A 20,679-nucleotide genomic window follows, 5' to 3' on the forward strand; every position below is an offset into this window, starting at 1 on the left:
TATTCACGCCCCGCCTCCCCAGTGCCCTCGCGATGATCCCTCAGCCGCCCCGCAGAACAGGCTTTTTCGAGCACTACGAAGAGTTGATCGGCACCTGGACACGCCGCCTGAGAAACCGTCAGCAGGCCGAGGACCTGGCCCATGACACCTTTGTGAGAGTGCTGGAGACAACCGCCTCCCAGGTAGAGCAACCGCGCGCTTATCTGCATCAAACTGCGCGAAATATCGCCGTGGATGCCTACCGACGCGAAGACCGGCGGGAAGCCATGGCGTTGGAAGCCTTTGATCAGAGCCAGCCCCACGGCGGTGACCCGGAGCATTTCATGCACGCGATCCAGCTGGCGGACTCCATCGAGCGGGCATTGGCCGAGTTGCCGCTCAACTGCCGCAGGATCTTTATCTGGCAGAAGATCGAGGGCCTCACCCAGCAGGAGATCGCCGAGCGCCTGGGCTTGTCCAAGAACATGGTGGAAAAGTATATGATCCGCACCCTGCGGCATTTGCGTGAGCGCCTGGACGCGATGGCCCCATGACACACGCTCGCTCTGAAACAGGACCTTCCATGATGGATAACCGTGCCCGCGACGAAGCCGCGCAATGGTTTGTACGCCTGCAAGACGCTGGGTTGGACGCCACCGAGCGCGAGCGTTTCGATGCGTGGCGCAGTGAAAAGCCCGAACACCAATATGAATTCGATGTGCTGCAAGGCCTGTGGAGCGCCGCCGACCTGGTGCCCAAGGCCCGCTTGCAGGCGTTGGGCGAGGCGTCGGCCGAGCGTCCAAAACGTCGCGGCGTGTTGCGTTACGCCGTCGCGGCCAGTGTGGTCGCCGTGGCCTTGGGGCTCGGCTTGTTCAGCGGCCTTGATCATCCGAAGCCCTACCGGGCCGATTTCAGCACGCGCCTGGGTGAGCATCGCCAGGTGGCATTGCCCGACGGCTCGACGATGGATTTGAACAGCCGCAGTGTTGTCTCGGTGCACTACGAAAAAGGCCGCCGCAGTGTTGAACTCAAGCAGGGCGAGGCCATGTTCAGTGTCGAGCATGACACCCGCCGTCCCTTTGTGGTCGCCGCCGGTGCAGGGCAGGTGACGGTCACCGGAACGCGCTTTGATGTGCGTCGCGATGATGACCAGACCCGTGTGGTGGTCGAGGCCGGTACGGTGAAGGTGCAGGGGCGCTCGCCGAACGAGGGGGTGACGCTGACGGCGGGGCTGGGGACCCATATCAATGACCAAGGCCTGGTGGCAGCGTCCTACGCAGTGAATACCGAGGAACTGACGGCCTGGCGCAGCGGCAAACTGGTGTTCAACAACGCCTCCCTGGGTGAAGTCGCCCGTGAGGTGTCGCGTTATCGCGAGCGCCCGTTGCGCGTCAGCACACCCGCCGTTGGCAACCTGCGACTGACCAGTGTGTTCAAGGCCAATGATACCGATGCCTTGCTCAAGGCTTTGCCCCATATCCTGCCCGTGGCCCTGCGAACCCTGCCGGATGGCAGCCAGGAAATTATTTCGCGCTGAGATTCAGGTTTTTTCCGAGTTCTTCGTCTTCTCCTGCAGCTGCAACTGGTTTGCATTAACAGCCGCATACTCTTGCGATTACAGGACTGGGGTCGACGTGAAAAACTGTGCCGTTCACAACAATAAAATCTCCCGCTGGGCGCCGCTTGCCCTTGCGCTCGCTGTCAGTGCCGCAGTGCCGGCAGCCTATGCTGGCGACGCTATCCATATCCAGGCCCAACCCCTGGGGAGCGCGCTGAGCCAACTGGGGCAGCAGACGTCCCTGCAAGTGTTTTTCAGCCCCGACCTGGTCGCCGGCAAGCAGGCCCCCGCAGTAGATGGCAACCTGTCGGCGGAACAGGCCCTGCGCCAATTGCTGCAAGGCAGTGGCCTGGACTATCAGATCGACGCCGGTTCCGTGACCCTGCGCCCGCTCGGCAGCGGCGCCGGTGACGCCGGTTCGCCCCTGGAACTGGGTGCCACCGACATCAGGGTGGTCGGCGACTGGCTTGGGGATGCCAATACCGAAGTGGTGCAGAACCACCCGGGCGCGCGTACGGTGATTCGTCGCGAAGCCATGGTGGAGCAGGGCGCGATGAATGTCGGTGATGTGCTGCGTCGTATGCCTGGGGTCCAGGTGCAGGAATCCAACGGCACAGGTGGCAGCGATATTTCCCTCAATGTCGGCGTACGCGGGCTGACATCACGTCTGTCACCACGCTCCACCGTGCTGATCGACGGGGTGCCGGCGGCATTCGCGCCCTATGGCCAGCCACAACTGTCGATGGCGCCGATTACCGCCAGCAACCTGGACAGCATCGACGTGGTACGCGGCGCCGGTTCCGTGCGTTATGGGCCACAGAACGTCGGTGGCGTGATCAACTTCGTGACCCGCGCGATCCCCGAGAAATTCTCCGGTGAAGTCGGCACCACCCTGCAAACTTCAGCCCATGGTGGCTGGAAGCACATCGAGAGCGCTTTTATCGGCGGCACTGCCGAAAACGGCATCGGCGCTGCGCTGTTGTACTCCGGAGTGAATGGCAACGGCTACCGCAACAGCAACAACGGCAACGACATCGACGACGTGATCTTCAAGACCCACTGGGCGCCGACCGACCAGGACGACTTCTCGCTGAACTTCCACTATTACGACGCCAGCGCCGACATGCCCGGCGGGCTGACCCAGAAACAGTTCGATGCCAACCCGTACCAGTCGGTGCGCGATTGGGACAATTTCAGCGGGCGTCGCAAAGACGTGTCCTTCAAGTACATCCGGCAGATCGACGACCGGACCCAGGCCGAAGTGCTGACTTATTATTCCGACAGTTTCCGCGGCAGTAACATCGCTAACCGCGACCTCGCGACCCTCGGGTCCTACCCGCGCACCTACTACACCTTCGGCATCGAGCCGCGGGTGTCCCATGTATTCGACGTGGGCCCCAGCACCCAGGAAGTCAGCGTCGGTTACCGCTACCTCAAGGAAGGCATGCACGAGCAGGCCACCAGCCTGAACCTGATCAACAACGTGCCGACGCCGGGTGGCCGCAGCGATGGTCACGTCTACCAGGATCGCACCGGTGGCACCGAGGCCAACGCCTTCTATGTGGACAACAAGATCGATATCGGCAAGTGGACCGTCACCCCGGGCATCCGTTTTGAAGACATCCGCACCGAATGGCACGACCGTCCGGTCATCCCCCTTACGGGGCCCCGCACCCAGGAAAAACGCCGCGAGGTCCATAGCCGGGAACCGCTGCCGGCACTGAGCGTGATGTACCACCTTTCCGATGCGTGGAAATTGTTCGCCAACTACGAAACCTCCTTCGGCAGCCTGCAGTACTTCCAACTCGGACAAGGCGGCAGCGGCGACCAGACCGCCAGCGGCCTGAACCCGGAAAAAGCCAAGACCTATGAGGTCGGTACGCGCTACAACGACAGTGTGTGGGGCGGGGAACTCACGTATTTCTACATCGACTTCTCGGATGAGCTGCAATACGTCAGCAATGCCGTGGGCTGGACCAACCTTGGCGCCACCAAGCACACCGGCATCGAAGCGTCGGCCCACTATGACTTGTCGAACCTGGACCCTCGCCTGGACGGCCTGACCGCCAACGCCGGCTTCACCTACACCAAGGCTACCGCCGAAGGTGACGTACCGTTCAAAGGGCGCGACCTGCCACTGTATTCCCGGGAAGTGGCAACCCTGGGCCTGCGCTACGACGTCAACCACTGGACCCACAACCTGGATGTGTACGCCCAGTCCGGACAGCGTGCACCGGGTACCACCAGCACCTACATTACCCAGGGCACCGCCGATGGGCAGTACGGTGATATCCCGGGCTATGTCTCGGTCAACGTGCGCAGTGGCTACGACTTTGGCGAACAACTGTCGAACCTGAAGCTGGGGGTGGGGGTGAAAAACGTCTTTGACCAGCAGCACTACACCCGCTCCAGCGACAACAATGCCGGGCTTTACCTGGGCGAGCCGCGTACGTTTTTTGTACAGGCCAGCGTCGGGTTCTGACCTTTATCGGCTTGGAAAAGTCGCAGTCTTGCAAGAGGCTGCGATCGTTTGTCCTGTTTCTTACATCCTCGCAGCGCATATTGCGGCTGGTTCAGGAACCGTTTCCGACAGAATTGCCACACATGGGAAAGCTAAAGGGCTTCGACGTTGCGTTGGAGCGGCAAGCTGAAGATCGCGCCCACTGTAATGGAGAAAACTATGTCGGTATTGGTGTCCGATACACAGGCCTCTACCTCATCAACCTCTGACCTTTTGCAGGCCACTTCCAGGCCTGAGGTCAAAGCCCCTCGGCCAGCGACTGCCTCCAACGGCCAAACGGCTGCAAACGTCAGCTTCCTGCCTCGGGAAAACCAGAGGGGGCCCGTGTTCGGCGCGCCCTCTTCGCAGGCCCCCCGTCAGAGTGCTGCTGACAACGTGATGCGTCACTCCAGCGCGCCGGCTGCGCAGGGCCTGATGAATACGGTCAGACACTGGATGGGCCCTTGGTTTGGCTGGAATCGCCCACAACCAGATCCTGGCTGCTGCAATCCGCCGCCGAGGCCGAATCCTGGCTGCTGCAGTCCGCCGCCGAGGCCGAGTCCTGGCTGCAGCAATCCGCCACCACGCCCCTATCCTAGCGTGGGTAAACCGTATCCACCCGCGCCGGGCTGGCCTGATCCGACGTACTCGCTGAAAAGCAATGACGAGTTGGCGCAACAGTTACGTGACAATTTCAATGCCTTCAGGGACCGCAGCAACCCTGGGTATGTCAGCGTTGACAGTATCTATGGGATGGCGAAAAAAACCTGGTCTCCCAATCCGGTCACGAACGCGAACATTCGCCTGGCCAACGAATTGCTACGACGTCCGGAAGTGATGGGCGCCCTGGACCGGCACTCTTCTACCGGTGCACTGGATGGCCTGATCGACCGGCAAAATGTGAACATCGTGGTCAAGGGGGAAAACTACTTCAAGTACAAGACCGACAAGGAAATGGCCGGTGAAATGCTTGAGCATTTCGACGAGTTGAAACGTAATCCCTGGGAGCGGGAGCTGAGCTTCAACCACCTGAGGAGCCTGGCGGCCCAGGAACAGACAGGCGATTCGCCCATGGATCATCTGATCCAACTGTCCCAGGAAATGCTCAAGCGCAGTGACGTGTTGAGGAAAATGGACAATCTCGCCGGTCGTGATGATGACGGCCGGATCAGTTGGCAAGCGCTTTATCAGCTTTCCCGCTGACCGCCCGCCAGGCGCCGCCATTGAATGACGTGCCTGGCTCAATTTTGTCAGGAACTGTTTACGCCGACTGACCACATAGTTCATAGGCACCGGCCTTGATCAAACCGGTCGGCTTTCAGATTCCGTGTGGAGGGCTAGCAAATGACGTCAAGCTCGTTTCACCCGCCCCAGCCCAGCTGTCATGAGCTCTTTCGCAATACGGATGATGGCGATCCGACTGTACCCACGGGTGACATCGTTGCGCACGAGCCCCCGGCCCCGGCCGATGTGCATGCTGTCGAAGCCAGGCGCATGAGGGCTTTTGCCGGTCAGCGCAAATTCCAGGCGCCGGTCGAGGAAGACTTTTCCCGGGGCATGCTCGCGACCGGGCAGGTCGCGAGTGATGACGCCAAGGCCCCCAGATATTCCAGGCTGATCAATAGCCTGACGACCTGGTTGCGTCGGTAAGGGTGGGAATCTCCGTACCTTCTGGTCGTTGTTTACATGCTGTCATTGGTATTCATCGGTTGTCCGGAACTGTTGTGTTTGTCCAACCACACATGGGGTACTTGCCGGTGGAATCCATTCGCTGATTCCGTCTGGGGGTGGTGATCACCGGGCAGGTATGTATCGGAAACGCGTTGGAGAAAACCCATGACGATCGAGGGTGTACCCCCTCATGGTCTGCCCTTGGCACTGGACGAGCCGGCTTTACGGTCTACAGTGCCAGCGCCGCTCACGCCCTCTGGAACCTGGCAGGGGGCTGTTCCTGCGCGCCCCGACGGCGTGTCGCGGGTGCCTCTGGTGCTGCGCGGGACAACGTCGGTGCTGCGCCAGCGAGCGCTGCAGAACCTGCCCGCTGCTACGCGCGCGAACCTCGCCCAGCCCGGCGTAACGTCCACCGACAGCCAACTGGCGTTGGCCCTGGAAAAGGATTTTGGCAGGCTGTACCCCTTCCTGAACGACGGGCGTTTGACCTGCTCGTCATTGCAGCGTGTTGCAGACGAACGTATGGGGAAAAGCGAGGAGTTGGACCGGACGATTCAAGTGGTCAGCGAGATTCTCAAGCGCCCGCGGTTGAGCGATGCAATTTTGAGCCGCGACGGCGATATCACCCGTGACAGTCTCAGGGCTGCCGCCCAAACGCTACAGGGGAACAGCTCGCCAAGTGTGTTCAGCCAGGACCCGTTCCATGCCCAGGGCAATACCCAGGTGGTGCTGGCCCTGCAGGGCCAGTTCGAACAATTGAGGGATAAATCGCAGGATCGGACGTTCTTCTTTGAACAACACCAGTACGTTGAAATCGCCATGCTCAAGGCCGTCATGCAGGACCCGCATGCCGTTGATCAAGAGGGTGCGCCTGTGCTGGATCCTTCCTCCGGCATGCCTCGGCCCAGGTACAGCGAGCTCTGTGTCTACACGGCGAAGAACATTCTTGAGCGGCCAGGTCTGCTGCCTTCGCTGATACGTGCGAACGGCACACGATTGTTTGGTCCGCCGCAAAAGGACGGCTGGCTCAGTAACAAAAGTCTCGAGCGTTGGCTGGAACAGGACAAGGCCCGCAAAGCGCGCTGATGTGCGGGGGTCATACCTTGAGGACCTTGCCGCTCAGGGATACACCGGCGAGCAGTACTGCGATCAGCACAAAGGCACTGCTCAGGCTGCTGCCATGGGCAATGAAGCCGATCACTGCGGGGCCGGCAAGAATCCCGGCATACCCCAAGGTCGTGATGGCAGGTACGGCAATATGTTCCGGCATCACCGTTTGCTTGCCGACGGCGGTGTACAGCACCGGCACGATATTCGAGCAACCGGCACCTACCAGCGCATACCCCAGCAATGCGGTTTCCCAGGCTGGCAATAACGTTGCCAGCAACATGCCAGCAGTGGCCAGTGCACCACCGATCACGATCACGCGGGTTGCGCCCAGGCGCCGCACGATGGCATCGCCGGTCAGGCGCCCGGCAGTCATGGTCAGGGCGAAGGCTGCGTAACCCAGGCCGGCGTAGGCCTCGTCCAGACCGCGTTCGGCACTGAGGAACACGGCGCTCCAATCCAGTACGGCGCCTTCTGCCAAAAACACGATAAAGCACAGACAGCCGATGAACAGTACTACGCCGTGGGGGATCGCAAATGCCGGACCCGAACTTTCACTGCCGTAGGGCAACAAATGGGGCCCGGCCTTGAGCAGCGCCAGCGCCATGATGACGATCACCACCAGGGTCGCCTGCAGAGGTGACAGACCCAACCCCAGCAGCCCGGCAACCCCGGCCGCGCCGACGATCCCTCCCAGGCTGAACAAGCCGTGGAAGCCCGACATCATGGTTTTGCCACTGGCGCGCTCAACAATCACCGCTTGCAGGTTCACCGTGGAGTCCACCGTGCCAAGGCCCGCGCCAAACAGGAACAATCCGGCGATCAGTAACGGAATCGAGCTGACCGTGGCCAGCATGGGCAAGGCCAGGCAGATCATGATCGTGCCGGCGCTCAGCACACGTCGGCAGCCATAACGAGACGCCAGCGCACCGGCGGCCGGCATGGCGATGATAGACCCCACCCCCAGGCACAACAGCAGCAGGCCCAGGGTGCCTTCACTCAGTTCGGCGCGTGCTTTGGCGTATGGCACCAACGGCGCCCAGGCAGCAATGCCGAAGCCGGCGATGAAAAATGCGATACGGGTCGACATTTGTTCCAGCCGCCCGGGAACCACGGGTGCTGAGGTGGGGATGGCAGTCATGAAAAAATCCTTGGTTTTGCGTTCAGCGAACGATGTCCGGCGCGATATCCTTGCACATCAGGCCCTTGGGGGGCGAGCCGGGTTCCCCCCGAGATCAGCGGCGATGATTTCTTTTTGCAATTCGGGAACGCCATGGGCGTTGGCAACCACACACGAAGTGTCTTTGCAGAAGGCGTTCTGGAAGGTGTGTAATCCCTGTGGGAACTGGTGAACCCCCGGGTTTTGCACGGTGGATTACCACCTTCCAGGCCGCCTCCCACATACCCTGCATTGTGTAATACGCTGCTGGTCCAACCCTGTAGGCAACCGAGCGGACGCACCGATGAAGATTGCAAGGCAAGTGGCGCCATGACCCAGTTCTATGACGCACGTGGCAACATTTACGGGGTCGCCAGCCCGGCGTTTTTACGACAGCAGGGTATCGAGGTGCCCAATAACGCCGCACAGGCCGCGAGGACTCGCGAGGGTTGGGCTGCATCAGCCATAAGCTCCGAATGCGAGTGGGGTTCGATACCGCGCCCGGTCGATGCCAAGGCTCACCGCTGCGATGGCTTGCTGGTGGGCCCGTTCCAGGCCGAGCCGCCGTTTGACCTGTTGATCGTGAACACCGACGGCTCCCTGGCCGAGCGCAGTGGCAATGGGTTGACGATTTTTGCCCAGGCGCTTACTGACCAGGGCTTGATGACCGAGGCCTGTGATTTGCGCGTGCATCATGACCAGCCTGACGGGGTGTCGCCGTTGGTGACTCGGGTCGAGCCTGCTGTCTATGGGCACCGCTCTGGATTCTGGCTGGCATTGGGTTTGCCCGGGTTCGGGCCGTCGGCCGTGGGGGCGCAGGGGGTTGAGCAGGTGTTCCAAGGCGACATTGAACTGAGCCATGTGAAGGCGTTGGCGGCGATCAACCCACAGTGGGCGCACAGTCAGTTTGTGCGTGTGGGCAATCCTCATTGTGTGACCCTGGTCGAACACCTGTCAGCCTTGCCGGACAATCTGCAGATGCAACAGCCAGCGCTGTTCGAACCGTTGCAGGCGATTGCCTTCGCCCCCCCGGCAGGAAGCGGCGAGCCATGCTTGGCCGGCGTCAATTTGCAATGGGTCGCCAGGCAATCCGGCAACCGGGTGGTTGCCCGGGTGTTCGAGCGGGGAGAAGGCCCCACGGCGTCCTCCGGCACCAGCGCCAGTGCCGTCGCCTGTGCGGCGTGGCGAGCGGGTTGGGTTGAGGGGGGTGAAGTCGCGGTGGTGATGCCGGGTGGCACTGCGCCGGTACGTTTGCATACCCAGGTCGATACGCTGCTGAGCGTCAGTCTGTTCGGGACTGCACTGCCTCGGACATGAAGTCTTTTGAGCAGTTGACGCCCTGAGTGGGTGTCAGCTGTTTCGCTATTGATTAATTGATCAGATAAAAGTTGGTGTAGGGCATTTCTGATGTTTAAGAAGTGGCTCATTGACTCGATTTATTATTTTGTAAAAGACACTTCAATCTCAGTCGTACGAAACTTCTTTTTTATTTTTTCGGGACCGATTTTTTCCTGGAAACGCTAAGCTTCAAGGCGTTCAGGCGCTTTTCCTCGGCAACTTATTTCATGTTTGGCGGGGGAGGTATCTCAGTCCGGTAATAACTATCGATATTGGCGGGTAACAACGGATGGTTAACGCGTTTGTTTCGTCACGTTTCAAATTAATCCTTCCAGGCATAAAGACTGACTTTCAAGTACTGGCGTTCAACGGTCAGGAGGTGCTTGATCAGCCGTTTTTCATCCAGGTGCAGGTGGTCAGCGAAAACCCTTCGCTGGACCTGGAGTCACTGCTCCACCAGCCTGCCTACCTGGTTTTTGGCGATGCGAATGAAGGCCTGCACGGGCAGGTTTACGCGATTGGCCGCGACGACCCCGGGCGGCGGCTCACCCGCTATCACCTGACATTGGCGCCGAGTCTCGCCTACCTTGCCCATCGACGCGACCAGCGGATTTTCCAGCAGCGCAGCGTTCCGCAGATCATCGCGGCAGTCCTCGAACACCACGGCATCCTGGCCGACCGCTATGCCTTTGAGTTGGGGCCGGTGGTCTACCCGCCGCGGACGTTCTGCGTGCAATACGCGGAAACCGACCTGCATTTCATCCAGCGGCTGTGTGAAGAGGAGGGCATTCACTACCACTTCCGTCACAGCGAGCACCAGCATGTGCTGGTGTTTGGCGACGACCAGACCGTATTTCAGCGCCTGCCTGCGCAGCGTTATTCATCTGCCGGCGGCCCGCTGGCCGAGACACGGGTTATCCAGCGTTTCGACGTACGCCTGGCGACCCGCAGCCAGCGAACGGTGCGTCGTGATCATGACTTCGAGCATCCGTCCTTATGCCTGCAAGACAGCGCGGGTTCTGCCTCAGCGCAACCCCTTGAGGACTACCGCTACCCGGCTGGGTTTACCGGCCATGCACGGGGGGCTCGCCTGGCGCGCAGGGGGTTGGAGCGCCTTCAGATCGGCCGATATCGTGCATTGGGCAAGAGCGACCAAGCGGTGCTGCGCAGTGGGCACTTTCTTGAGCTGCACGACCATCCGGATCCGGCCTGCAATGATTTATGGTTGATCACTTCGGTCCGTCACGAGGGTTATCAACCGCAGGTGCTGGAGGATGCGACTGGTGAGGAGGTGGATGCATTCCAGGGGTATCGCAACCGTTTCACCGCGACACCCTGGAGTGCGCCGTATCGACCCCCTCTCAAGCACCCCAAGCCGACCATCCACGGCACCCAGACCGCCACGGTGACCGGGCCTGCCGGCGAGGAGGTGCATTGCGATGCATACGGCCGGGTGAAAGTACGGTTTCACTGGGACCGACTGGACAAGAGCGATGACACAAGCAGTTGTTGGGTGCGGGTGGCATCGGGTTGGGCCGGAGACGGGTTTGGCGCAACGATGATCCCGCGGGTGGGCATGGAAGTGCTGGTGACGTTCCTGGAGGGCGACCCGGACCAGCCGCTGGTCAACGGTTGCCTGGCCAATGCGTTGCACATGCCGACCTATTCCTTGCCGCAACACAAGACCCGCAGCGTCTTGCGCAGTCGCAGCACCCCGGGCGGAGGCGGCGGCAACGAATTGCACCTGGAAGACCGCCGTGGCAAGGAGCTCATCTACCTTCGTGCCCAGCGGGACCTGGAGCAGCAGGTGGGGCATGACAGTCGCCTGGAAGTGGCCGGTGAGCGGCGTGAAATCATTCGAGGGTTAAGTACGGCGCACCTGGAAAGCGAGGAGCATCGTCACGTCACCGGTGACCGCAAGGTTGCACTCAACGCCAGCGATCATCTGGACGTGCAGGGCGACAGCCGGACCTATGTCGGGCAAACCCTGATGATTGAAGCCGGGCAACAGGTGCATCTCAAGGCCGGCGCCAGCCTGGTGATCGACGCGGGCGTACAACTGAGTTTCAAGGCCGGCGGAGAGCACCTGGTGATCCAGGCAGGCGGCATTTTCAGCAGTCGGCCCATCACCCTCGGTGGAACCCCGTCCGCGACCAGGTCGGCGAACGCCCTGTTGGTTGCGCAGAGCCCGAAAATCTCCGCCACACAGGGCGCCATCATGCACTTGGCCAGGCAACTGGATGCGGACTTCTGCCCGCTATGCGAGGACTGCCGCGAAGGCCTCTGCACTGTCGGCGGGAGGGCGGCCTGATGGAAAACCTTCCAAGCCGATGGATGAGCCAACAGCAACAGGCGGGGCACAGGCTGTGCCTGATGCTTGAGGGAAATCACGCAGCGTGCCAGCCAATGTTGGCGGCACGCGGTTTTCCAGCGTACTGCCGCCTCTACGCACAAACCCCACTGGCGGAAATGGCCATGGCTGGCCCCGTGATCCTGTTGCTGGATCAGGTAGGGGAGCCCGCGTTGCTCGATCTTCTGCAAGAACCAGAGATGAATTGGGGCTGGCTGGGCAGCTTGCCAGACGCGGACCTGACGGACATGTCCCGGCATTGGCGCGACCGGCTGCTGGTCGGACCGGAGAATAACCGGACGCTGTACCGCCTTCACGACAATCGTACGTTGGCGCGCGCACTGAACCATCTGGGCCTTGAACACTGGCCAGCATTCCTCGGCCCACTGATCAGTGTGTGCTACTGGCATGAAGGCAGTTGGCACCGTGGCGACAACCCTGCCCCCGGTGACTATCCGGTGCCCGAGCCAGCCCCCTGGCTGAACACGCCCAACCCGAATGCCAGCGCCATCCTGCACGCCAATATCCTGCGTTACCTGCTGGCTGAACGCAGTGAAGATCTGGCGGCATTGGTTGAGTTCCAAGACCCCAGGGTCTGGCTGACCCAAGTGTTGGAACAGGCTCGCAGTTGGCGATGGAGCCAGCCGGAACAGTTGGAGTTTCTGGTCGTGCGACGGTTGGAAGAGGCCACTCGCAGCAGTGGGATTCGTTGGCAGCCGACGGTTGGAGAAACACCGCGGGATCACTTTGAACGAGTTAAGCAGCAGTGGCTCATGTTGGAGAACAAGGATGAGTAAGCGTGTATGGGGCGTGCTGCTTGCACTGGCAACGGCGGGACTTTCGGGGTGTGCGATGAAGCCGGTTGATCGCTTTACGTTGGAGGTGGATTTACCGGCGGAATTTGAACTTAAAACTGCCGCCAACTACGGGCCCGCAACGGGTGAGACCTGCACCTTGCCAAGGCGCCGAGGCAAGAGGCCGGAGAGGAAGGTTTTTTTTACCGAGTACAAACCGGTGGCAAGTCGGGCGAGTTATGAGTTACCGCTGAGTGAAACGGTACAGGGGTGTCCGCTGGTATTACGCAATGTGGAGTTTGATTTTTACGCTAAGTGGGGTACGCGGGATTCGGATGTTGGCGGGGATATTGCGGGGATTTCGATTCGGGATCGTCTGGAGGGTGATAGGCCTGGAATGCCGGAGTCGGGAGTTCAGGAACTGTCTTGGCAATGTCAGTGGTTGTTTCGGACTGTGGGGCCGATACATGCGATCAGAAAGGTTCTGAACTGTAATTCGCTGGGCGCTACAGGGCAAAGATATAAAACTCACTCGAACGGTGTTTTTTCGCGAGATGAGTTGGGTGGGAAAAAGGTAGTGATAAAGCTGAACCTCATTAGTGAGGAACGACCTTATATGGGCGATAACTGGGTTCGTTTTTCTCAAGGGTGGAAACGCTGTCGAGGCAAAAGCTTTGAGGACCAGTACGCGTTTTGTGGGGGTAACACTACAGATTTCAAATCCTTCAAAATGCCCGATGGGCGTGTATGTGACATATATCCAAGTTGCAGTGAATAAGGATGTTCAGGCATGACGATAGAACAATGGAAAAAACCGTTTTTTAACGAAAAAATTCCCGCCTGTACGCTGCGTGGAGACTGGCTGAGTTTTTGTCTAGTGGACGAGTCCGGTGACGGGAAAGCCTATGGAGGGCTCAACTATGAAATTTTTGACAGTGCAGGGCAGCGATACGCAGGCCGTTTGAATGGAGATGGTTTTGTACGATTAGAGGGGCACTGCCGTGGTCCTGTAGTGTTGGTTTTCGATGCTATGTATCAGGAGTTGGGGAGCTACTATTCGACATTGCAGAGGCGAGAAAAGTATCCGTTACCCATCACCGACCTTCAGGTCAGAGCTGAACAAACGAAATTTTCAAAATCCAGCGGTGAGCAAACCGAGAGCAATTCTGCGCGGCAGAAAGCTGACCACTTTTATCAGGTTGAAGTGAGCGACTTGGTTCGTCAGGGCTCCCATCTACCTGCCGTGACACCCACTGCTTACCGACCCAAACGCCATGCCCTAAAAATGATGGCTGATCTGGGGTTCGGTCCGTCCCAACCCTCCTTATCAGGGGTGGTGTTGTTCCCGAGCAATCACACCGTTCTCGAAGTACGTCCACTGCGAGCCCTGCGTCCAATGCTATCCACGGAAGACCGCTTCTGTGCCTTGAACCTGTACCAATTGGCACTGTTTGCGGCGTTGAGTTACTGCGATTTTGGCCAGGAGCCCCCAGACAAACCATTTGATCAAGTGCGCTTTCCAGTGGATCCCAGTGTTGGAAATTTGTTTGCTGAACAACTATCTGGGTTTCACCAAGCCTGGCGAGTTGATCCGGAGCAAGTGCGACGTTTTTATCCGCTTTATGAGGATGTACCTTACTCACGGCGTTTTGAAATTCTTCCCTTCGATCCTGAGCTGTATCCGCAAAATCGTCCGGAGTTGGAGGAAAAACAGGAACACCCTGCGCATTTGCACTTCTTCGATGACGAAAAAGGCGGTACTGATACCCAGGCTTTCATAACCCACCACGATGAGGTCATCCTGATAGCGGTGCGTGGCACCGCCAGCCCATCTGATGGATTGCGAGATGCCAACGCCCATCAAGTGCCCTTCATCGATGGCGTAGGCAAGGCGCATGAGGGGTTTTATCAGGCTTACCGAGCGGTACGTAACTTCGTGCTGCGATACCTCGACCAGTTTCATGTCGGGCAACGAATAGTTATATGTGGTCACAGCCTTGGCGGCGCCATCGCGTTGCTTCTGGCTGAGGGGCTGCGCCGAATTTCCGACGCTCACTACAACATCCTCCTCTACACCTACGGCGCCCCCCGCGCCGCCGATGCCGAGTTCACTGCCGGCGCTTCCGCGTTGGTGCACCACCGCATCGTCAACCACAACGACCCGGTCCCCAGCGTCCCGGCGCCTTGGATGAACACCACCGCCAAACTCTGGATCCCCGGTGCCGTCACGCTATTCAGCGCCCCCATGGCCGGGGGCCTGTTGTTCGCCGCCGGCCTGGTGCGTATTGGCGGCAACCCCTACCAACACCACGGCGATCAACAGCACTTCATGCCGATCGTGCTCCCGGACGGTACGCATTCGTCCGTGCTGTGGAAGCCGGGCTGCGAGTCCATTGAAGAAGCCGGCCGCAACCGGGCATGGCAAACGCGCGGTGACATGCCCGATCGCGAAGGCCTGATCAAACAGTTGGTGCAATACAAGCAGCATTTCATGACCGCCAGCTACATCCCGGCCGCCTGGGCGACGTTGCGTCGCTGGCAACAGGCTGTGGATAGCAACGGTCCTCTGGTGACCCAACGGGAGTTTGAACTGCTCGACCACGCCCTTGCGACCATGGGCAAGCAACTGCAAGACAAGCGGCGTGAACTGACTCGACAGCGCCCGGCCAACGACCGTGCCTATGAATACCATGAGCCGCTGAACGCTGAGATCGACCGCCTGTACACCAGTCGCGAACGCCTGCAAACCCTGCGCTGGCGTCGTCTTGAAGCGCGTGATGTCTACGGCAGCCATAGCCACTGCTCCAACCTGCAACCCAGTCTCAAGCGCTGGTTCCGCCATCGTGAAAACCAGGCGTTGCCTCAGGTCGCGAGCATCCCTCCCGCTGCGCAGAGTGAGCTGGGGAGGGCACAGCCGCTGGATCTCGACTCAATCGTCTGACTGGGTGCTTAGACAAACTCCACCTGCGCGGGCTGGCGCTTCATCAACACCTTGCCGTGGCGAATCGAATACAGCGGCAGCCCTTGGCTGCGAATCACCTCGTAGTCGCTGTCGGCCGAGAGGATCAGCAGGTTGGCCGGGCGCCCGGCTTCAAGGCCGTAACGGTCACCCAGGGCCATGGCCTTGGCGCTGTTGTCGGTCACCAGGTCGAGGGCGCTTTGCAGGTTGCGGTAGCCGAGCATATGGCAGATGTGCAAACCGGCTTCCAGTACGCGCAGGATGTTGCCGTTGCCCAGCGGGTACCAGGGATCGACGATGGAGTCCTGGCCAAAGCATACGTTCATGCCGGCCTCCAGCAGCTCGTTGACCCGGGTGACACCACGGCGTTTCGGGAAGCTGTCGAAGCGACCCTGCAGGTGGATGCTTTCGGTGGGACAAGAGACGAAGCTGATCCCGGAGTGCCCCAGCAGGCGGAACAGTTTGGCGCAGTAGGCATTGTCGTAGGAACCCATGGCCGTGGTGTGGCTGGCGGTGACGCGGGCGCCCATGTCGCGGCTGCGGGCTTCTTCGGCGAGTACTTCGAGGAAGCGTGAGTGCGGGTCGTCGGTTTCGTCGCAGTGCACATCCACCAGGCAGCCGGTGCGTTCGGCCAGGTCCATCAGGAACTTCACCGAACTCACGCCTTGGTCGCGGGTGTATTCGAAGTGGGGGATGCCGCCGATCACATCGGCGCCCAGGCGAATGGCTTCTTCCATCAGTTCGCGGCCGTTGCGGTACGACTCGATGCCTTCCTGGGGAAAGGCGACGATTTGCAGGTCGATCAGGTGCGAGCTTTCTTCGCGCACTTGCAGCATGGCCTTGAGCGCCGTGAGGTCGGGGTCGGTGACATCGACATGGGTGCGTACATGCTGGATGCCGTGGGCGGCGAGGGCCTGGATGGTCTTTTTGGCGCGTGTCCTGGTGTCTTCCTCGGTGATGGTGGCCTTGCGTTCGCCCCAGCACTCGATGCCTTCGAACAGGGTGCCGCTCATGTTCCAGCGCGGTTCGCCGGCGGTGAGGGTGGCATCAAGGTGAATATGCGGTTCGACGAAGGGCGGTATCACCAGGTTGCCGGCTGCATCCAGGTCATTGGGCCCCACTGCCGGCGCTGTTGTTTGTGGGGTGATGCTGGCGATCCGGCCGTGTTCCAGGTGCAGATCATGCAGGCCTTCACGGTTGCGCAGGCGGGCGTTGATGATGTGCATGGGCAAGTTCCTCTTGGCTAAAAACAATCAGGCAGACAGCCGCCAGATCATCAGGGCGATGCCGATGTCCAGGCGGTCATAAGCGTTATCCAGTGTCAGACCGCACAGGGCTTCGATGCGCTGGACACGGTGCGTCAGGGTATTGCGGTGCAAGGCCAGGCGCTGGGCGGCAGCCACAAGGTTACCATTCTCGTGAAACCAGGCTTCCAGGGTCGGCATCAGGCTGGGGCCGTGGTGCAGGTCGTGACGCAGCAGCGGGCCCAGGCGTTCATTGAGGAACTGGTCGAGCAGGGCGCGATCACGGACACCGCTGAGCAGCTTGAGCACGCCCAGTTCGTCATACACGCATAGCCCGGCACGCTCGCTGAAGCGTCGTGCCGCCACCAATGCCTGGCGTGCTTCGTCCTGCGCCTGGGCCAGGCGCGCGGGTGGGTGTGCAGCGGCGCTCAGGCCGATAAACAATTTCAGCGGCGCCAGGCGCAGGTTGAGCGGGTTCAGCCAGTTGGCCAGTTGCTGGCGGTTGGCCAAGGCCGTGACGGCATCCGGTGCCGGCAGCAGCAGGGTCCATTGTCCGGCGCGCCCCAGTACCGGCAGTACCGCCGATAATTGACGCAAGCGCCGACTGATACCGTCGTGTTGTCGCGCCAGCTGTGCCTCCACCTGTGCCGCGTCCCCCTGGGCAAACAGCAGCTCACTGCCTTCCAATTGCAGCTGGGCGACCTGCCAATGCCCGGCCATTGGCATATTCAATTGCACGGCCCGATGCAGCAGCAAATCCAGGGATTGATAATCCCCGCTCAGCAAGCGCTCCAGCACGTCGTGCCGCGAGCGTCCCAGTTGCTCGGACTGGATCAGCGCCGAACCAATCGCCTGGGTCACCAGCACCATTTTCAGCGAGTAGGGCTGCTCGATCAGCGGCATGCCGGCGGCTTCGGCGGCGTCGAGCAAGCGCTGGGGAATCGCCTGGATATACGCCGCTCCCGTCAGGATCACCAACCCGGCCACTTGGCGCTGGCAGGCTTCGTCCAGCAGTTGCAGGAGGTTGGCCTCATCCCGTGGGTGGTTGATGCCGGTGACGAACACCAATTCACCGCCCAGCACCCACTCGGCGATCCCGCTGTTTTCCGCCACATAAGGCCAACGCACGACGTTATCCAGGGCGGCAGCGCCGGCGCGCAGGCGCATGGATTCCAGCCCCGGCAACGCCAGTACCTCCGCAATGGTCAGGCTCATGCCCGGGCATCAGCCAAAGGCACGCGCAGCACGGCGGTGAGTGCGACGTAGGTCAGCGACGCGGCTGCGATGCCCACCAACGGCGCGACCCACGGCGAGTTGAACGCCAGCACGGTACCCACCGCGTACGCCACCAGCCCGGCCCAGTTGAAGGCTGGCAGGCGCGCATCCGCCAGGCGCGGGTAGTGGCCGCGCCAGCGGTAGAAGAAGTCCGCCATGATCACCCCGCCAATCGGCGGAATCACCGTACCCAGCAGGATCAAGTAGGGCACCAGCATGTCGTACATGCCCAGCAACGCCAGCAAGGTGCCGATCACCGCACCCGTCAAGGTCACGGTTTTGCGCCGCTTGGTGCGCAGCAGGTTGCAGCCGGCCACGGCGAAGTTGTAGATGGTGTTGTCCTGGGTGCTCCAGATATTGAGCAGCAACATGGCCATTGCCGCCATGGCGAAGCCTTGCAGCAGCAACACTTCGACCACGTCGGGCTGTTGGTAGACGATCGCGCCATAGGCGCCGATCAGCACCATCAAACCATTGCCGATAAAGAACCCGATCAGGCTGGCCAGCACCGCGACCTTGGCCGAGCGGGAAAACCGCGTCCAGTTGGTGGCCTGGGTGGCGCCGCTGACGAACGTGCCGAACACCAGGGTGATCGCGGTGGACAAATCCAGCTCGCCGGTCGGCACCACCGCCAGCAGCCCGTCCAGCCCGCCGACTTTCACCGTGGCGACCCACATCGACAGCAACAGCAACAGGCCCATGGCCGGCACCGCGATGTAGGAAAGGATCTCCAGCCCGCGATAACCCACGTAGGCCGTGGCGCAGAACACCAGGCCGAACAGCACCATCAACGCCAGCACGCTGCCCTGGCTCAGCTCGAAATACTTGCCCAGCACCACGGCCGCCGTGGCGGTGCCCCAGGCGTACCAGCCGATCTGGGTGAACCCGAGGATCAAGTCACTGAGCTTGCTGCCCACCTCGCCAAAGCAGAAGCGGCCCATCAACACCGAGTTCAACCCGCTCTTGAACGCGATGTAACCCAGGCCTGCGGCGTAGATACCCAACAGCAGGTTACCCAGGGCCACCACGCCGAGCATCTCGGTGAAACTGAACGCCACCCCGAGCTTGCCGCCGGCAAACATGGTCGCGGTAAAAAAGGTAAAGCCCAGCAGCACCATGGCGGTCGACGCCAGGCCTTTGCGCGCATGCATGGGGACTTCGCTTAAGGGGTAATCGTTGCCCGGTTCTTGCTGCGTCATGTGCGTGCTCCCTGAATGAGTGACGCAGGCCTGTTGCACCGGGCGTGCCAAATCACCGGCAGTGACAGGCGCACGGTCGCCGCTGTGCACCGTGCACAGTATTTATAGCCAAACAGGCGGGGAACGCAGGCGGGAGTGTTCGCTGTGCCCAGTCGGGCACGAAAGCGGTGCAGCAGTGATACAAATTGGATCAGTCGAACAGCGTCTGCGTGGTCTCGCCGCGATGAAAGGCGAACGCCGCCTCCAGATCACTTTCGATGGTGCGTCCACGGGACAGCGGCGGTAGCTCGTCCAGGCTGAAAAAGCCCACCTCGGTGGTCTCGAACCCGGCCACCGGCGCCAGTTGATCCACCCGTTCACACAGGAAATACAACTTGTAGAAATCCCGCACATCCGGCCGGTACAACCCCTTGGCCTTGTGGGTGACGCTATACAGCGCCCGCGCAGTAACGCTCAGCCCGGCTTCCTCGCGAATTTCCTTGATGATGTTTTCCGCCGCCGACAACCCGATATCGGCATAACCACCGGGCAGCGCCCAGCAACCGTCGGTGGCCTCGCGCACCAGCAGAATCCGCTCACCCTCGATCACCGCGCCACGCACGTCGATCATCGGCGTCGAATAGCGCTGGGCGAAATCCGACACCAGCCCGGTGATGCGCTCCAGGGGCACATTGCCCAGCTGCGCCAGCATGCTGTGGGCAATCTCGGCGATTTCTTCCAGGCGTTCGCGCTCGAAATCATCGGTGCAAAAGTGCAGCCCCGTGGAGGCCAAGGCTTGCAAGCGTTTGGCCTGGGCCAGCCAGGTAGTTTCCATGGACATCTCCTCGGCCGCGAAGAAGGGCAAGGGTGGAAGGGGGCTACGGGAGGCACAAAAAAACCACCGCAAGGGTAATGCCGATCAGTTAAGAGATAGAACGGGCAAACAGTAACCTGTGGCGAGCGGGCTTGCCCCGCGTTGGGCTGCGCAGCAGCCCCAATAAGAGCGCTGCAGTGTGCCAGGCAGGTCCGGGACTGTGTTTTAGGGCTGCTGCGCAGCCCAACGCGGGGCAAGCCCGCTCACCACAGTTACAGTGTTCCTCCTTAACTGACTGGCATTAACCGCAAGAGTGGTTTTTTAACAGTGCAGGCTTACTCGCCGCGATAGATGCAGCCACTGGTGCAGGTCTCGTGGATACGGATCGCACTGAGCTCCGGCAGCAGCGGCTTGAGTTCAGTCCAGATCCACTTGGCCAGCACTTCGCTGGTGGGGTTTTCCAGGCCTGGGATGTCATTGAGGTAGTTGTGGTCGAGGCGTTCGTAGAGCGGCTTGAAAATCGCCTTGATCTCCGAGAAGTCACGAATCCAGCCGGTATGGGGATCCAGGTCGCCACTCAGGTGGATCGCCACCTTGAACGAATGCCCATGCAGGCGCCCGCACTTATGGCCTTCCGGTACGTGGGGCAGGCGGTGGGCGGACTCGAAGGTAAACTCTTTGAAGATTTCCACAGTATTTTCAGCTCGGTCAGGTATCTGGCAGGCGGCGAGTTTAACAGCTTGATCCCATGCC

The 20,679-nt window shown here is 60.6% G+C and carries 18 protein-coding genes; 12 read left to right on the forward strand and 6 right to left on the reverse strand.

What is annotated here, in order from left to right; all coding sequences use genetic code 11:
* Nucleotides 1–32 precede the first annotated feature (32 nt).
* The 7 genes from B9N88_RS29900 to B9N88_RS33040 all read left to right on the forward strand — a co-directional run bounded on the left by B9N88_RS29900 (nt 33) and on the right by B9N88_RS33040 (nt 6,794).
* Complete coding sequence (locus tag B9N88_RS29900) at nt 33–533, forward strand: sigma-70 family RNA polymerase sigma factor (protein WP_027603123.1); 501 nt, start codon at nt 33–35, stop codon at nt 531–533.
* Between the two features lie 29 nt (nt 534–562).
* A complete protein-coding gene (locus tag B9N88_RS29905; protein WP_043293201.1) occupies nt 563–1,516 on the forward strand; it encodes a FecR family protein in 954 nt (317 codons plus the stop codon).
* A gap of 97 nt (nt 1,517–1,613) precedes the next feature.
* Nucleotides 1,614–4,019, forward strand: coding sequence for a TonB-dependent siderophore receptor (locus B9N88_RS29910; RefSeq protein ID WP_027603125.1), 2,406 nt, complete (start codon nt 1,614–1,616; stop codon nt 4,017–4,019).
* 482 nt (nt 4,020–4,501) lie between these two features.
* Nucleotides 4,502–4,636 (forward strand): hypothetical protein, encoded by a 135-nt coding sequence (locus B9N88_RS33030; RefSeq protein WP_256221034.1) that lies wholly within the window; start codon nt 4,502–4,504, stop codon nt 4,634–4,636.
* 1 nt (nt 4,637) lies between these two features.
* Nucleotides 4,638–5,240, forward strand: a complete 603-nt coding sequence (locus tag B9N88_RS33035) for a hypothetical protein (RefSeq protein WP_256221035.1) — start codon at nt 4,638–4,640, stop codon at nt 5,238–5,240.
* 291 nt (nt 5,241–5,531) lie between these two features.
* Nucleotides 5,532–5,687, forward strand: coding sequence for a type III secretion effector protein (locus tag B9N88_RS32520; protein WP_098480019.1), 156 nt, complete (start codon nt 5,532–5,534; stop codon nt 5,685–5,687).
* 186 nt (nt 5,688–5,873) lie between these two features.
* A complete protein-coding gene (locus tag B9N88_RS33040; protein WP_027603127.1) occupies nt 5,874–6,794 on the forward strand; it encodes a hypothetical protein in 921 nt (306 codons plus the stop codon).
* 10 nt (nt 6,795–6,804) lie between these two features.
* Here B9N88_RS33040 and B9N88_RS29930 read toward each other — a convergent pair whose 3' ends face one another.
* Nucleotides 6,805–7,956 (reverse strand): MFS transporter, encoded by a 1,152-nt coding sequence (locus B9N88_RS29930; protein WP_027603128.1) that lies wholly within the window; start codon nt 7,954–7,956, stop codon nt 6,805–6,807.
* A 348-nt stretch (nt 7,957–8,304) separates the two neighbouring features.
* Here B9N88_RS29930 and B9N88_RS29935 point away from each other — a divergent pair, with 348 nt between their 5' ends.
* From B9N88_RS29935 to B9N88_RS29955, 5 genes are all read left to right on the forward strand, one after another.
* On the forward strand, nt 8,305–9,291 hold the full coding sequence (locus tag B9N88_RS29935; RefSeq protein WP_027603129.1) for a diaminopimelate epimerase: 987 nt from the start codon (nt 8,305–8,307) through the stop codon (nt 9,289–9,291).
* Nucleotides 9,292–9,601: 310 nt separating this feature from the next.
* Complete coding sequence (locus B9N88_RS29940; protein ID WP_027603130.1) at nt 9,602–11,623, forward strand: type VI secretion system Vgr family protein; 2,022 nt, start codon at nt 9,602–9,604, stop codon at nt 11,621–11,623.
* The gene (locus B9N88_RS29945) at nt 11,623–12,459 is read left to right on the forward strand and encodes a DUF4123 domain-containing protein (protein ID WP_027603131.1); all 837 of its coding nucleotides are present in this window, start codon (nt 11,623–11,625) and stop codon (nt 12,457–12,459) included. The genes B9N88_RS29940 and B9N88_RS29945 overlap by 1 nt, the downstream gene beginning before the upstream one ends.
* Complete coding sequence (locus B9N88_RS29950; protein WP_027603132.1) at nt 12,452–13,234, forward strand: hypothetical protein; 783 nt, start codon at nt 12,452–12,454, stop codon at nt 13,232–13,234. The genes B9N88_RS29945 and B9N88_RS29950 overlap by 8 nt, the downstream gene beginning before the upstream one ends.
* A 12-nt stretch (nt 13,235–13,246) precedes the next feature.
* The gene (locus B9N88_RS29955) at nt 13,247–15,397 is read left to right on the forward strand and encodes a lipase family protein (protein ID WP_027603133.1); all 2,151 of its coding nucleotides are present in this window, start codon (nt 13,247–13,249) and stop codon (nt 15,395–15,397) included.
* Between the two features lie 8 nt (nt 15,398–15,405).
* Here B9N88_RS29955 and codA read toward each other — a convergent pair whose 3' ends face one another.
* The 5 genes from codA to queD all read right to left on the reverse strand — a co-directional run bounded on the left by codA (nt 15,406) and on the right by queD (nt 20,618).
* Nucleotides 15,406–16,641: a cytosine deaminase gene (gene codA / locus B9N88_RS29960; protein ID WP_027603134.1), complete on the reverse strand. Its 1,236-nt coding sequence runs from the start codon at nt 16,639–16,641 to the stop codon at nt 15,406–15,408.
* A 27-nt stretch (nt 16,642–16,668) separates the two neighbouring features.
* Nucleotides 16,669–17,874: a PucR family transcriptional regulator gene (locus B9N88_RS29965; protein ID WP_027603135.1), complete on the reverse strand. Its 1,206-nt coding sequence runs from the start codon at nt 17,872–17,874 to the stop codon at nt 16,669–16,671.
* Complete coding sequence (gene codB, locus B9N88_RS29970; protein WP_027603136.1) at nt 17,871–19,133, reverse strand: cytosine permease; 1,263 nt, start codon at nt 19,131–19,133, stop codon at nt 17,871–17,873. Before codB ends, B9N88_RS29965 begins: the two co-directional genes overlap by 4 nt.
* Nucleotides 19,134–19,323: 190 nt before the next feature.
* The gene (locus B9N88_RS29975) at nt 19,324–19,947 is read right to left on the reverse strand and encodes an NUDIX hydrolase (RefSeq protein WP_027603137.1); all 624 of its coding nucleotides are present in this window, start codon (nt 19,945–19,947) and stop codon (nt 19,324–19,326) included.
* Nucleotides 19,948–20,261: 314 nt separating this feature from the next.
* Nucleotides 20,262–20,618: a 6-carboxytetrahydropterin synthase QueD gene (gene queD / locus B9N88_RS29980; RefSeq protein ID WP_003237990.1), complete on the reverse strand. Its 357-nt coding sequence runs from the start codon at nt 20,616–20,618 to the stop codon at nt 20,262–20,264.
* Nucleotides 20,619–20,679: the final 61 nt, after the last annotated feature.

The sequence above is a fragment of the Pseudomonas sp. LAMO17WK12:I1 genome, from assembly GCF_900177315.1.
GTDB classification, from domain to species: domain Bacteria; phylum Pseudomonadota; class Gammaproteobacteria; order Pseudomonadales; family Pseudomonadaceae; genus Aquipseudomonas; species Aquipseudomonas marginalis.